General features: G+C 71.4%; 11 protein-coding genes, 1 tRNA gene and 1 riboswitch. Of the genes, 1 reads left to right on the top strand and 11 read right to left on the bottom strand.

Annotated features, from left to right (window positions below; translation table 11 throughout):
• Window positions 1–19: 19 nt before the first annotated feature.
• The 5 genes from ABFX46_RS35460 to ABFX46_RS35440 all read right to left on the bottom strand — a co-directional run bounded on the left by ABFX46_RS35460 (window position 20) and on the right by ABFX46_RS35440 (window position 8,523).
• Window positions 20–1,249: a glycosyltransferase gene (locus tag ABFX46_RS35460; protein ID WP_346048330.1), complete on the bottom strand. Its 1,230-nt coding sequence runs from the start codon at window positions 1,247–1,249 to the stop codon at window positions 20–22.
• The gene (locus ABFX46_RS35455; RefSeq protein WP_346048329.1) at window positions 1,233–4,136 is read right to left on the bottom strand and encodes a bifunctional glycosyltransferase/CDP-glycerol:glycerophosphate glycerophosphotransferase; all 2,904 of its coding nucleotides are present in this window, start codon (window positions 4,134–4,136) and stop codon (window positions 1,233–1,235) included. The genes ABFX46_RS35460 and ABFX46_RS35455 overlap by 17 nt, the downstream gene beginning before the upstream one ends.
• Window positions 4,137–4,392: 256 nt before the next feature.
• Window positions 4,393–5,157, bottom strand: coding sequence for a CHAP domain-containing protein (locus tag ABFX46_RS35450; RefSeq protein ID WP_346048328.1), 765 nt, complete (start codon window positions 5,155–5,157; stop codon window positions 4,393–4,395).
• An 11-nt stretch (window positions 5,158–5,168) separates the two neighbouring features.
• Window positions 5,169–5,324: riboswitch (cyclic di-AMP (ydaO/yuaA leader) on the bottom strand.
• A 453-nt stretch (window positions 5,325–5,777) separates the two neighbouring features.
• Window positions 5,778–7,667: a PP2C family protein-serine/threonine phosphatase gene (locus ABFX46_RS35445; RefSeq protein ID WP_346048327.1), complete on the bottom strand. Its 1,890-nt coding sequence runs from the start codon at window positions 7,665–7,667 to the stop codon at window positions 5,778–5,780.
• A 184-nt stretch (window positions 7,668–7,851) separates the two neighbouring features.
• Entirely contained in the window at window positions 7,852–8,523 is a 672-nt protein-coding gene (locus ABFX46_RS35440) for a hypothetical protein (RefSeq protein WP_346048326.1), read from the bottom strand.
• Between the two features lie 303 nt (window positions 8,524–8,826).
• Here ABFX46_RS35440 and ABFX46_RS35435 point away from each other — a divergent pair.
• Window positions 8,827–8,900 (top strand) — tRNA-Pro (locus ABFX46_RS35435).
• Between the two features lie 102 nt (window positions 8,901–9,002).
• Here the strand turns inward: ABFX46_RS35435 and ABFX46_RS35430 are convergent.
• From ABFX46_RS35430 to ABFX46_RS35405, 6 genes are all read right to left on the bottom strand, one after another.
• Entirely contained in the window at window positions 9,003–10,184 is a 1,182-nt protein-coding gene (locus tag ABFX46_RS35430; protein WP_346048325.1) for a site-specific integrase, read from the bottom strand.
• Entirely contained in the window at window positions 10,162–10,338 is a 177-nt protein-coding gene (locus ABFX46_RS35425; protein ID WP_346048324.1) for a CopG family ribbon-helix-helix protein, read from the bottom strand. Before ABFX46_RS35425 ends, ABFX46_RS35430 begins: the two co-directional genes overlap by 23 nt.
• 149 nt (window positions 10,339–10,487) lie before the next feature.
• On the bottom strand, window positions 10,488–10,748 hold the full coding sequence (locus ABFX46_RS35420) for a helix-turn-helix domain-containing protein (protein WP_346048323.1): 261 nt from the start codon (window positions 10,746–10,748) through the stop codon (window positions 10,488–10,490).
• 83 nt (window positions 10,749–10,831) lie between these two features.
• Window positions 10,832–11,341, bottom strand: coding sequence for a hypothetical protein (locus ABFX46_RS35415; RefSeq protein ID WP_346048322.1), 510 nt, complete (start codon window positions 11,339–11,341; stop codon window positions 10,832–10,834).
• A gap of 439 nt (window positions 11,342–11,780) precedes the next feature.
• The gene (locus ABFX46_RS35410) at window positions 11,781–12,758 is read right to left on the bottom strand and encodes a C40 family peptidase (RefSeq protein WP_346048321.1); all 978 of its coding nucleotides are present in this window, start codon (window positions 12,756–12,758) and stop codon (window positions 11,781–11,783) included.
• 21 nt (window positions 12,759–12,779) lie between these two features.
• Window positions 12,780–13,061, bottom strand: coding sequence for a helix-turn-helix domain-containing protein (locus tag ABFX46_RS35405; protein WP_346048320.1), 282 nt, complete (start codon window positions 13,059–13,061; stop codon window positions 12,780–12,782).
• Window positions 13,062–13,280: the final 219 nt, after the last annotated feature.

Below are 13,280 nucleotides of genomic sequence, written 5' to 3'. Positions count from 1 at the left end.
GGACTCTACCAAACAGTTGTTAGAAAGAATCACCCCCCAGCGCGGGTTCGGCCGCCCGTTCCGGGACCGGCGCGGCGGGGCGCTCCGGCACGGCCCGCGGCAGTTCCCGGTGGAGCAGGTCGAACAGCCGGTCCCAGCGCGCGAGGACGGCGTCCGGATGGAACCGGAGCACCGAGGCGCGGGCCTCGGCGCCCAGCGCGCGGCGCAGGTCGGGGTCGTCGATGAGCCGCTCCAGGGCCGCCGCGAACGCGGCCGTGTCGCCGGGTCTGACCAGGATCCCGCCCCGGTCGTCCTCGATCAGTGTCCGGACCCCCGGCGCGCAGTCGAACGCCACCGTCGGCAGCCCGTACGCCATGGCCTCCAGCACCGACATCGGGAAGCCCTCCGCCCGCGACGGCAGCGCGAAGACCGACGCCTCGACCAGCGCCTCCTCGACGTCGGCGACCACGCCCCGGAACTCCACGGAGCCCATCCCGGCCGCCTGGCCGCGCAGGTCCGCCTCGTCCGGGCCGCTGCCGTAGATATGGAGCCGCCACTCCGGGTGGCGCGCGGAGATCCGGCCCCACACCTCCAGCATCAGGTCCATGCCCTTCTCGTAGGAGAGGCGGCCGACGCAGGCCACCACGGGGAGGTCCAGCGTGGGATGGACGGTCGGCGTGACGTGCAGCGGGTTCGGGATGTAGTCGGCGTTGGTCATGCCGTCCCGGGCCCAGGCGTCGGCGTCCTCGGCGGTCAGGACCAGCATCCGGTCGGCGTCCTTGTAGTGCTCCTTGACCCGCCGGTACCGGGTCGACCTCCGTGTGGCCTTGTAGGACTCGTGGCTCATCGCCACGACCCGCAGCCCGGCGGTGTCGGCGAGCCGCACCCACTCCATCGCCCACACCTGCGCCACGATGACGACCGAGCCGGGCTCCGCGGCGGCGAACAGCTCCGACAGCCGGGCGGCGCCGCGCCGCTGGGCCGCCGCCCGCCGCAGCTCCCGTCCGCGCGCCACGGCGTTCAGGCGCTCCAGGGGCCTCTTCGGCCGCCACGCCATCGCCGGGGCCCGCCATTCGCGGTGCAGGACCTCGACGGCGTAGGAGCCGTCGCGGCCGTGGTGGTACGGCTCCGGGCCGCGGGTGATCCCGACGAGCGTGACGCGGTCGCCGCGTCCGGCCAGCAGCCGCGCCATGTGGTGCGCCCAGCGCTGGAGCCCGCCCATCTCGTCGGCGTTGTTGCACACGATGAAGACGTCACGCCGTGCGGCCATCGCGTTCCCCCCTGTTCCCCCTGTGGTCCGGCCGCGCGGCCGGGAAGTAGCGGTCCACCACCGTGCGGGCGGCGGTGCCCCGGTCGTGCTCGCCGAAGCGCGCGGCGAACGCGCGGCGCCGGGCCGCGTGGACGGCCTCCGCCGCGTCCAGGCCGGCGAGCGCGGCGACGAGCTCCTCCTGCGTGCGGGTGATCGGCCCGGGACCGTGCCGGTCCAGGTCGAAGTAGCCGGTGGTGAGGTCGCGGCCGTCCGGGAGGTGCAGGATGATCGGCCGGTCCAGCAGCGCGAAGTCGAACATGATCGAGGAGTGGTCGGTGATCAGCGCGTCCGCGAGCAGCAGCAGCGGGGTGACGTCGGGCACGGCGCCGACGTCCCGCATGACCGCGCGGGCACCGGGCGGGACGTTGGCCCGGCACAGGTAGTGCGGCCGGACGAACAGCACGTACTCCTCGCCCAGTTCCCGCGCGAAGAGCTCCGGGTCGACGGGCGGCTCCAGCAGCTTGACGGGCCGGCCCTTCGGCCCGGTCGCGAACGTGGGCGCGTACAGGACGGCGCGGCGCCCGTCGCCGAGGCCGAGCGACGCGCGGAGCGACGCCACCTCGGCGGCCAGCTCGGCGTCGCCGTCCACCCCGTTGACCAGCGGGTCGTTGCGCGGGTAGCCGGCCGGCAGCAGCTCGGAGCGGACGCCGAGGCCCGTGCAGAGCGTCTCGGCGTCGTGCCCGGAGCGCACCAGGAAGCAGTCGTAGCGCTCCACCATCCGGCGCAGCCGGGCCCGCTCGGCGGCGGGTGCGATCTTGAGCCGCGGCTGGTCGAGGCCCATGAGCTTGAAGGCCGAACCGTGCCAGGTCTGGATGTAGGTGGTCTCCGGGCGCTTGCGGAGGCCCTCCGGGTAGCCCTGGTTGTCGATCCAGAACTCGGCGCGGGCCAGCGCCAGGAAGTACGCCCAGGAGCCGCGCCGGACCAGCGCGGCGTCGTCCGGGAACCCCGTGGGGGACGACGCGTACGACCACACCGCCCGCACCGGCCGGCCCGTCCTGCGCAGCTCCCGGTAGATGTACTTGGGGTTGTCCGAGTAGTGCCGGCCCAGGTGGCTCTCGAAGACGGCCAGGCCGGGCCGGACCGGCAGCCGGCTCAGCACCCGGTTGAACACGGCGATCTTGGTTTTGCGGGAGGTCAGCGTCCGCCGGACGGCCTTCTCCGCCTCGCGCGCCCGGCGCCAGGCCAGCCGTCCCGCCGGTGAGCGGGCGGCGCGCAGCGCGGCGGCCCCGGCGAGCCGCGCCCACGGGTTCGCCGTCTCCAGCGCGAAGGCCAGGTGCCCGCCCTCGGTGACGTAGGAGCGGAGCCGGTCCGCGGCGATCCTGGTCAGCCGGGGCCGGACGGGCAGCGCGACGCCCGTCAGGGACGGGGATCCGCGGCCCTCGCCGGGGCGGGTGACCATCTCCTCGCCGTCCACCCGGACGCGGAGCCGCACGTCCCAGACGGGGTCGATGAACCCGACCGGCCTGATCCGCGCGGCCGGGGCGAACTCCGACCGCCACGCCAGCCGCTCCCCCTCGTGGCGGACGGTCGCGCGGGCCCGCGCCCGGCGGGCGCGGCGGCGCCGGTCGCAGAACTCCAGCGTCCCGGCCAGCTCGGCGTCCGGGGGGACGCGGTCCAGGGGGTTCAGCACGTGCCCGGCCATCAGGACGCGGTCGCCGCGCATCTCCAGCCGCGTCACCGTGTTGGCCGGGCGCAGCTCCTTCAGCGGCCGGACGTGGAAGCCGAAGCCCGTGACGTCCAGGATCGCGCGGCCGAGCGTGCCGCGCGGGCGTGCCGCGCCCCAGAAGACCCGCCCGTCGCGCTCCACCAGCCGCGCGCGCAGCTCGGGCCGCTCGGCGGGCCGGTACTCGGCGGCGGCGAGCGCCCCGTCGTGGTCGCCCTCCCGGATCAGGTACGCGGCGATCGCGGGCATCGGGTTGGCCAGCTCGTAGACGCGCGGGTCCAGCTCGGCGAGGTAGCCGGCCGCGAGGTCCAGGAAGCGCTCCCGGTAGCCGGCGTCGCGGTCGCGCAGCTCCCGCAGGTAGAGGACCAGATCGTGGTTGACGAACTTCACACCCTTGGCCTGCCGCAGGTCGTGCGCGCCGCGCAGCGCGAACAGCATGTCGATGCGCCGGTGGATCTCCAGCCGGTCGGCGAAGTTGGCCAGCTCGGCGCGCCGGTTGGAGATCGACGGCGCCGCCGTCCGCTGCCGGACGAGCCAGTGGTAGACGCGGTGCGGGATCAGCGCGGTCCGGCCCGCCGCCAGGTACGCCTCGGCGGTGAACAGCAGGTCCTCGTAGTGCAGCCGTTCGACGAACCGGAGCCCGTGCTCCTCCAGGAAGCCGCGCCGGTAGGCCTTGTTGGTCGACAGGGTGTCGTAGAGGAGGTCGGGGTTCTCGGCCAGCGACCCGTACACGGCGCTGTTCCGGTAGAGCCACGGGTACCAGGGGCGGATGCGCCCCTTCGCGCCCGCGGGGACGTCCAGGAAGACCCGGTCGCAGAGGCCGGAGACCAGGTCGGCGCCGGTGTCCTCGGCGGCGGCGACCAGGTTGAGGCAGGCGTGCCGGTCCAGCAGGTCGTCGCTGTCGAGGAACATCAGGTAGCGGCCGGACGACGCGTCGATCCCGGTGTTGCGGGGCCGTCCGCACCCCCCGGAGTTGGACGGCAGGTGGACGGCCCGGACCCGCCCCGGGTGCGCGGCGGCGAGCCGGTCGGCGACCTCCCCGGTGCCGTCGGTGCTGGCGTCGTCGACGATCACGGTCTCGACGCCGCCCAGCGACTGCGCCAGCGACGAGGCGACCGCCTGCGGCAGCTGCCGCGCGTCGTTGTAGGCGATCACCACCACGCTCACATCCGGGCGCACCCGCATGGGCATCCCCCCTTCCCCCGGTTCCGCCGGAACTGAGCCAGCCCGCAGGAGCTGGTCGGACGCGTCGCCAGTGATTCCTATCCCGGAACTCCGCACTGAGGTCCAAGCAGGATCAAAGGCTGCTAATGCTTCGCATTACCCGACTTCAGCGGAGACATGGCGCAGATCACCAGGAACGCCCGAAGGCGCCCGGCCGGGGGCCGGGCGCCTTCAGGTCTGGGAGGGTCTTCGAAGTGCTGGGCTGGGAGAGCCGGGGTCAGCTCTTCGCGTAGTCGGGGTAGCCGAAGCCCACGATCTGCGACAGCTTGCGGGTCTTCTTCTGCACCTCGTTGTCGCTGTTGCCCTCGATGGTCTTGACGGTGCCGTCGCCGTTGTCCTTCACGACGAGGCCGACGTGGTCGATGTCACCGATGGAGCCACCGGAGCCGTTCTTCCAGTCGAAGAACACGACGGCGCCCGGCTTGGGCTTGTCGCCCCAGCGGTCGGTCTTCTTGAACCAGCTGGCGTGCTGGACGGTGTAGGCGTCCCAGCCCATGTTCTTCACGCCGGTCTGGGCGCCGAGCCAGGACACGAACATGTCGCACCACTGGGCGCCGTTGTAGGCCTTGACGGAGAATCCGCCGTCGCGCTGGGCGGTGGCCTTGGCGTGCGGGGTCGAGACGTACCAGTCGTGGAACTTGGTCTGGCCGCCCTTGCCCTCGCTGATGCCGACCTGCTTCTGGGCCAGCTTGATGACCTCGGAGGCCTGGACGGCGCGCGGCGCGACCTTGTAGCCGGCCTCCTTGGCCTCGGCGGTGGTCATGGCCGCGGAGCCCTTGGACGCGCTGTTGGACGCGGTGCTCTGCTCGGCCACGGCCGCCGCCGCCTGAGCGGGCGTCTCGGCCGCGGCGCTGCCACCGGCGAGGGGGTTGAGGACGGCGAGCCCGACGGCTCCGGCCAGGACCGCACCGGCGGCGACGCCGACGGCCTTGTCCTCGGACGAGAAGCGGTTGAGCGAAAGTCGATCGAAACGACCGGTCATGCAGGGAATCTCCTTGTCTTCCATGACGCCTACCGGGTTAGCTGACGGATTCGGGCATGGAAGCAGCCCTACGGCGCGGCTCTCGACGCGCCGATTCACCCCTGGAACATTGGGTCCCCGGCTCCGTCCGGTCGCGTGGACCGGGACGGACTCGGCCTCGCACCGCGTGACGCGGCGCAGACTATTCGGATGGATCTCAGCGACTGATCTCGGTGAGGGTGCGCGCGTCAGGTGGCGCGCATCGCGTGCGGATACCGCTCCGCGATCCTCGGCCGCGCGTGGCACGGCCGGCGGCAACGCATGGGGTGCGCTGCGGGATTCGGATAGAAGGTAGCAACCTTCTCAAGAAAAGCAAACCAGACACAAACCTCGTTTATGCCCGCTTCATGCCCTTCCAAGGATTCACCAACAGCGTCAGGCCGCCGGGTGTTCCCGATCTTTCCCAGACTGCCCCTCAGCCCTTTGCCCGCAGGGCTTACCGGCAGATGAGCAAAAGGTAAAGAACGTCTGAGTGCGCGTCGGCCGACACGCCGGCCACCGCCGCGTACCGGCCCTGACCACGGCCCTGACTGAGTCCTAGCTCACACGACGCGGCCTCTCGGGGCCGTGCGTGCGCCCGGTCACTCGATGTGCAGGGCGAACAGCGTGGTGTCGTCCGCCGCCCGGTCGAACTCCATCCGCGTCATCACCTCGTCGAGGGCCAGGTCCGGGCGCATCGAGGAGTCCTGCAGGATCGCGGTGAGGCGGCCGATGCGCTCGTCCAGATCGGCGTCCCTGCGCTCCACCAGGCCGTCGGTGTAGAGGAACAGCAGGTCCCCCGGGCGCAGCCCGGTGGTGATCGTCGTGTAGTGCCAGGGCATCGCGCCGAGCATCGGGTCCCGGACGACCTCCAGCGGCGCCGCCCGCCCCTCCCGGACCAGGATCGGCGGCGGATGGCCCGCGCACGTCCACTCCAGCGCCCGCCGGGACGGGTCGTAGTGGGCAACGATCGCGGTGCCCGTCGCAGGCGGGTCCATGGTGCCGACCAGCTCGTTCAGCCAGCCCACCAGCCGCCCCGCCGGCTCCCCGGTGCAGGCGAGGCCGAGCAGGCCGTTGCGGGTCCGCGCCATGGCGGCCGCCGCCGGCAGCCCGTGCCCGGCCGCGTCGCCGATGGCGAACAGGCCCCGGCCGTCCGGCAGCGCGCGGGTCGCGAACCAGTCCCCGCCGATGCGGGCGGTGCTCTCCGCCGCCAGGCTGCGGACCGCCATGCCGAGGCCCGGCAGCTGCTCCACCTCGTCCTCGTCCGGCAGGATCGCGCGGCGCAGCGTCACCGCCACCTTCCGCTCCTGCGCCGTCCGGGCCTGCTGCTTCAGCATCTGCCGGCGGGTCTCGGCGAGCGCCCGCTCGACGCCGCGGCGCCGGGTGATGTCCTGCGAGACGACGTTGATCGAGATCGGCAGCCCGGAGTCGCCGAGCACCGGCTCGGCGAACAGCCACAGGTGCCGCGGCGTGCCGTCCTGCCCGATCACGCGGTGCTCGGCCTCCACCGGCTCCCGGCGCGAGAACATCGTCTGGACGGCCTCCTCCACCAGCGGCAGGTCGTCGTCCGCCACGGCCTTCGGCAGGTCGTGCGGCATCGGCGGCACCTCGTCGGGGGCGAGGCCGTAGTTGGCGCGCATCTGCGGCGTCCAGTCCGACTCCCCGGTCGCGAGGTCCCACTCGCCGAAGCCGATCAGCGCCAGCCGCTCGACCCGCTCCAGCCGCCGCGCGACGCGGTCCTCGGCCGCGTGGTACCGCCAGGTGACGCACACCCCGGTCGGCACCCGCACGCACCGGACGCTCATCCGCGACGACCGGGACAGGCCGCGCTGGGCGGTGGAGTACATGATCGAGGGGCGCTCGGCCGGCCGGCCCGTCTCCAGCACCTCGACGTACTCGTCGAAGAGCCCGCTGAGCACCGCGCCCGGATCCGTCCGCAGCAGCCGGAGCCCGGTCAGCTCCGCCCCGCCGCGCCCGAACATGTCCCGGGTGGCGGCGTTCAGCTCGGCGTAGAGGAAGTCGGCCACGGTCCCGTCGGCCCCCCGGACCGGCACCAGGTGCGCGCAGGAGTCGAGCGTCCCGTCCAGCACCGCCCGCGCCACGGGATCCTCGCCCACCTCGGCGAGGATCTCGGCGTCGCCCCCGGTGTCCTCGGCGGTCACCCGGCGCAGGACGTCCTCGGCCTCGGTCAGCACGGCCTTGCGCTCCTCCGTGCCGCCCTCGGCCCGCGGCGCCCGCCGCCCGGCGAGCACCGCCCCCACCGGGCCCTCGCCCCGGTCCTTGACCAGCAGGGCCGCCGCCTCGGTGAGGTCGATGTCCAGATCGCGCGCGAGCCAGATCAGATGCTGCAGGGCCTCCCCCGGCGGGACGCCGAGCCGCCGTCCCAGCACGACCCGCGCCTCCGCCAGCACCGCGCGGTCGTGCGCGGCGCCCCGCAGGTCCTCCAGGTCCGCAACGTGCACCCCGGGCTGGGTGCCCTCCGCTTCCGCCAACCCTGTGTCCCCCGTTCGGCGTCACTGCCCCTGGGAGAAAAAAGCTACATACGCCAGCGAAGGACTATTCGCCCACAACCTGGTAAACAGCCCAGATCTTTGCCATGGATTTCCGTTCCCGTCCGGCCGCACCGCTTCCGATGACCCAGTCCGGACGGAACCCTTCCCCGCCCTGTGACCCGCGTCACGCCGCCCGGTAGACGTCCCTGGTCAGCGCCGTGATCCGCGCCGCCGCGGCCCGGAACGACGACCCCGCCGGCTGCAATGTCAGCACCACGACGATCTTGTCCCCCACCACCCCGGTCGTATGCAGCACGGGCCGTCCGAGCCCCAGATCGGGCCGCCACGCCGCGGGCCGCGCCCCGCCCTTCTTGCACGGCTCCGCCGGCACGTCCCCGAACCCGGACCACCCCTGCTTCACCGCCCACGGCCGCTTCACCGCCCGCGGGATCCCGAACGTCTGGTCGAACCCGTCCTTCCCGCACGGCGTCGACTTCCGCAACTGCTCGAGCACGAACTCCCGCTGCGCCTCCGGCGCCTCGTCCAGCAGATACCGGTAGGTCTTGACCACGTCCTCGGCACTGAGCGCCGTGTACCCCCAGAACCCGGGCTTCTCCGCGGGCGGCGGCGCCGTCTCCGCCAGCCCCACCCGCCGCACCATCCGCTCGATGATCTCCCCCTGCCCGCCCCGCCGCCAGAACTCCGTCGCCGCGTGATCATCGCTCGACCTGAGCATCGGCACCAGCAGCGCCCGATCCGCCGCCGACACCCGGTGCCGCTCCATGAAGTCCAGCGCGATGAGGATCTTCACCACCGACGCCGACCGAAACGTCCGCCGCGGCTCCCGCTCCACCACGACCCGCCCCGCCCCCCGATCAAAAACGACAAAGGAGGCCCGAACCCCCTCAGGCACCCGCACAGCCGGCGCCGACTCCCCCGGCCGGGCCGCCTCCGGCGTCTCCGCCGCCCCCTCGGAACTCCGGCCCATCGCCCGTCCCCCTCCCCCACACCCGCACACCAACCCCAGGCAAACGACCCCGGCCACCACGGCTCGCGAAGACACCATCCGCCCTCCCTACCAGAGATCACCGCCCCCACAACCCGGTACGCACGACCCCGCGGACTGCGCTACAGTAATCACGCCCGCTCAGCCGGGCACCGGGACGTGGCGCAGTTTGGTAGCGCACTTGACTGGGGGTCAAGGGGTCGTGGGTTCAAATCCCGCCGTCCCGACAGAGAAACGCCAGGTCAGAGGGGCTTCGGAGATCATTCCGAAGCCCTTTTTCGATCTTGAAAGTCGAAGGGGAGCCAAAAGGGGAGCCACCACCAGCCGACCTAGGCCGACTCGCCCGTACCGAACACCGTGTCGGCGACCCGTGCGCCCCGGGTGATCACCGGCCGGAGCTGGTGCCGGTACACCTGCCCGGTGACCGCCGGGGAGGAGTGCCCGCACAGATCGGCGATCGCCTCGATCGGCACCCCGCCGTCACTCATGATCGAGACGAACGAGTGACGCAGTTCCCGCGGGGACCAGGACTCCCCGATCCCCGCCTTTCTGGTGATGAGCCGGAACGCCCGCCGCACGTTCGCGGCGTCCAGCGGCCTTCCGGTCGCCGAGCAGAACACCAGCCCGCTGTCATGCCACGCCTCCCCCGCTTTGAGTCGCTGGGAGGCTTGGCGCGTGTGGTGCCTGCGCAGTGCGTCCGCAGCCCGCAGCGGGAGTTCCAGCGTCCGGCGCGACTTGTCGGTCTTGGTGTCGCCGTGCATCCGCACCGACCGCCATACATAGATGGCGAAGGTGTCGCGGTCGAAGCCGGCCTTGGTCACCGGCCGCCATTCGGCCGCGTCGTCGATCCACGCCACGACGTGGGTCCACTGCAAGGCGCGGGCTTCTTCGGTGCGGACGCCGGTCAGCAGGCTGACCACGACGTAGGCGTGCAATTGCGATGACTGTGCCGCCTCCAGTACCGCCCGGGCCTGGTCGAGGGTGAGAGCCCGGCTCGGACGCCCGGCCGTGCCCTTCGGCGTTTTGACCAGCTCGGCCACGTTCCGCATGACCATGTCCCGGGCTTGGGCCTGCCGGATCGCGCGCTTGAGGATCGCGTGCACGAGCCGCAGGCTTCTGGTCGACAGCGTGCCCGAGAGCCCGTCCAGCCATTCGTCCACGTCGTCGGCCCGCAGATCGCCGAGTCTCGGTTTGCCGATCAGCGGGATGACGTGCTTGCGGGCCAGGCTCCCGTAGTTGACGACCGTGTCGTCGTCGAGTCCTTTGAGGCCCTTGGCGAGCCAGTCCTCGACGCAGTCCCCGACCGTGTAGTTCGCCGGGCTCTTGATGCCCGTTTCCAGGTCCTCGACCGCTTCTTTGAGCCTGTCCATGACCTGGCTCTTGGTCTTCCCCTTCCTCTTGAGCCGCTTGCGCCTGCCGTCGGGCCCGAAGCCCAGGGCAAGCGCCCCGGCGTAACCTCCTTTCTCCGGGTACATGGTGCCTTCGTACTTACCGATCAAGATCTTGCTCAATCGATCGCTCCTCGCGTCGGTCGAGATACTCCTTGATCGCTTTCCTGATGACCCATGACACATCGCGTTCCTGCGACTGCGCGTACGCGGACAAGCGCTTCTTGAACGCCGTGTCCACGCGCACTGCAGGCAGGGTCGTCCTGTCGTCGGTCATATGTGCGTTCTCCTCTCGTCAGTTGCATATGCCGAGGTGAGAGCGCGCTCGCGTCGATGGAGTTATCAAGAAGCGACCCTCGGGCCTCCCCGTCACCGGGAAGATCCGAGGCGATGCGTAGCACAACGTAGCACGATGATTGCAGTGAGTCATCCTTGCTCTTCGGCCGAGGCGATGAAGTCGGCGAGTTGCTGGTCGGTGATCCGTCGCAGCCGGCCGATCTTGATACTGCGCAGGCGTCCCGTCCGCAGGAGCATGTAGACCTTGTCGCGGCCGACCTGCAGCATTTCGGCGACCTGCTCGACCGTGTACACGCCCCCACGAACGCCCTGCTCCATCGGGGACTCCTCGGCTGCCGCATCGCGCACCCTCGGCGCCTCGACCCCGGAGCGGGCGATCAGCGCGGGCATGCGGTCGGCCCCTGCCATCGGCCCCGATGAGATCGGGGCACCGCAGCATTCGCAGGTAGGCCTCTGATGACGCGCTTGAGTGGTCACTTGAAGCACCAGCCGCTGTCGCAGGTGCCGTCGCCGTCGTCGAAGGGGAGGGTGTCGGTGGTTGGGGTGACGTCGGCGAGGGGTGCGTTGTAGCGGGTGAGGTAGACGGGGTCTTTTCCGAGGTCGTGGCGGCGTTGGTTGATGGTGGTTTCGAGGTGGCAGGCCTTGGTGAAGAGGGTGGGTTGTTCGCGGCGCATGGTTTGCCAGGTGGTGAGGCGGTGGAAGGGGCAGAACCAGGCGGATTTGGGTGGGACGGGTAGGCCGGTGGAGCGGATGATGCGGGGGCAGTCGGTGCGGCGGATCCGCAGGTCCAGGAGGGGGTAGACGATGTTTTCGTAGGGTTCGTGGCGGCGGGTGTTGGCGCGGTGGATTTCGTCGAGGCTGATGCCGATGGCGATGGTGGCGGGGTTGGCAGGGTTGGCGCCGTGGGCTTTGAGCCAGCGGCCGATGACGCGGATTTTGAAGTCGGCGGTGCAGGAGCGGGTGCCGGGGGCGCCGTTGCTCATGCGGACGGGTATGGGGATCGAGCGGGAGCCTTCGCGCATGAGGCGGCCGTAGAGGGTCTCGGTGGTGCCGTCGCGGCGGACGCGGTGCAGTTCGCGCAGGTCGATGCCGTGGGCGGCGGCGTAGGGGGCGGCGTGGTCGCGGATGTAGGCCAGGGTGGCGGGTGTTCGGAGTCGTCGCCGACGTTGGCGAACAGGAATGTCTGGAAGTCGATACGTCCTTGGGCGGCCAGGACGAGGGCGGCGGTGGATTGCCAGCCACCGCCGTAACTGAAGGCGCGGAGCGGCCCGCACGGCGGCGGGGTTTTCGTCTTCTTCGGATGGGGTGGCGTCGTCTTCGAGTGTTCGCGGTTGGGTACTGGGCGAGTGTGGCCGCGGGCGGTCCTGGGCGGGTGTGGGTCGCAGTTTAGGTTCCCGTGGTGGGACAAGGGCGGTCCTCCGGTCAGGTTTGGGTGGTGTGTGGTGGTGTGGGTCGGGTGGCGCCGGTGTATTGGCGTTCGCGGTAGGGGTTGCCGGTGAATTGGGCGATGCGGACGACGTCGCCGGTGTGGGGGGCGTGGATCATGCGTCCGTGCCCGTAGTAGATGGCGACGTGGTGGATGGTGGCGGGGTTGGTGGGGTTGGTGGCGAAGAAGAGCAGGTCGCCGGGTTGGAGCCGGGTTCTGGGGATGTGGGTGCCGGTGTTGTATTGGTCGGCGGCGATGCGGGGTAGGCGGATGCCGGCTTGGGCCCAGGCGTATTGGGTGAGGCCGGAGCAGTCGAAGCCTTTGGTGCCGGCGCCTTGGGCGATGCCGTAGGTGGGGCCGGTGGGTCCGCCGCCGCCCCAGGAGTAGGGGGTGCCGAGCCGGCGCAGCGCGGCCTTGACGGCGATGGCGCCGCGTCCGGTTGCTGTGGGGGCGGCGTAGCGGGCGGCTTGGGCTAGGACTTTGCGGACGTACCAGTCGGCGTGGTTGTACTGCCAGATCGCGCGGCGCAGGTGCTTGCCGCCTTGGCCGGCGTGGTTGGCGCACAGGTAGTGGGCGGCGCCGGGGATGGCGTCGGCGGGGTTGTAGCGGTCTTTGGTGCCGTCGTGGTCGCCGTCAACGCCATAGGCGGCCCAGGTGGCGGCGAGGAACTGCATGGGGCCGCCGGCCCCGGCCGAGTTTTCGCCCGAGTGGACGCCGGGGGCGGTGGAGCGGCCGTGGTCGGATTCGACTTTGCCGATGGCGGCCAGCACGTTCCAGGGCAGGCCGGGGCAGGTGCGGGCGGCGTCGAGGTACCAGCGCAGGTAGGCGGGCGGGATGTCGCGCCGGGCCTCGGCGGTGGGCGCGCCGGCCAGGGGCGTGCCGGTGTCTGCGGCGGAGTCGTGGCCGGCTGCCAGGAAGAGCAGGCCCAGGGGGAGGGCGAGGGCGGCGGCGCATGCGGTGGCGGCGGCCTTCACCGGGTGGGCCGCCGGGCTGGGTTAGTCCTGGGAGCCGGTGCGGGCTTGGCGTTGGGCGCGGTACCCGGCGCCCTTGTTGGGCTGGGTGGTTGGGTCATGGGCGGCTTCCCCGGGTTGCTGGTGGGGTTGCCGCAGCACCTCGCGGACTGCTTGCCAGGAGTAGCGGAAGTCCTTGCCGGTTTTGAGGGCGGGGATCTGTCCGGCGTTGGCCATCCGGCGGACGGTCTGGGGTGAGAGGCCGAGTTTGGTCGCGAGTTCGGCGGTGGTGAGGACGTCGGGGTCGCGGCCGGGTGTCTCGGTCATCGCTTGGGCTCCTGGGTGGGCGGTCACGGTTTGTCCTTTCCAGTGTGGTGGATCGGTGCTGCGGAGGCAGCTTGTTCGGCGTGATGACGTTGTCTGAATTTGTTTGACGATACTTGCGCTCTGTCATGTTGCCACGTACCGTGATCGTTCAGCAACCCAGTGCATCGATTCGGGGGTATGTGGGTGAGTCTTCGACAAACCAGGCCAAGCCCGGCCGAC

Origin of the sequence: Actinomadura chokoriensis (assembly GCF_039529475.1) — a bacterium.
Lineage (GTDB): Bacteria > Actinomycetota > Actinomycetes > Streptosporangiales > Streptosporangiaceae > Spirillospora > Spirillospora bangladeshensis.
The sequence above is the reverse complement of the archived record's forward strand: the minus strand, read 5'-3'. Positions and strand labels throughout refer to the sequence as shown.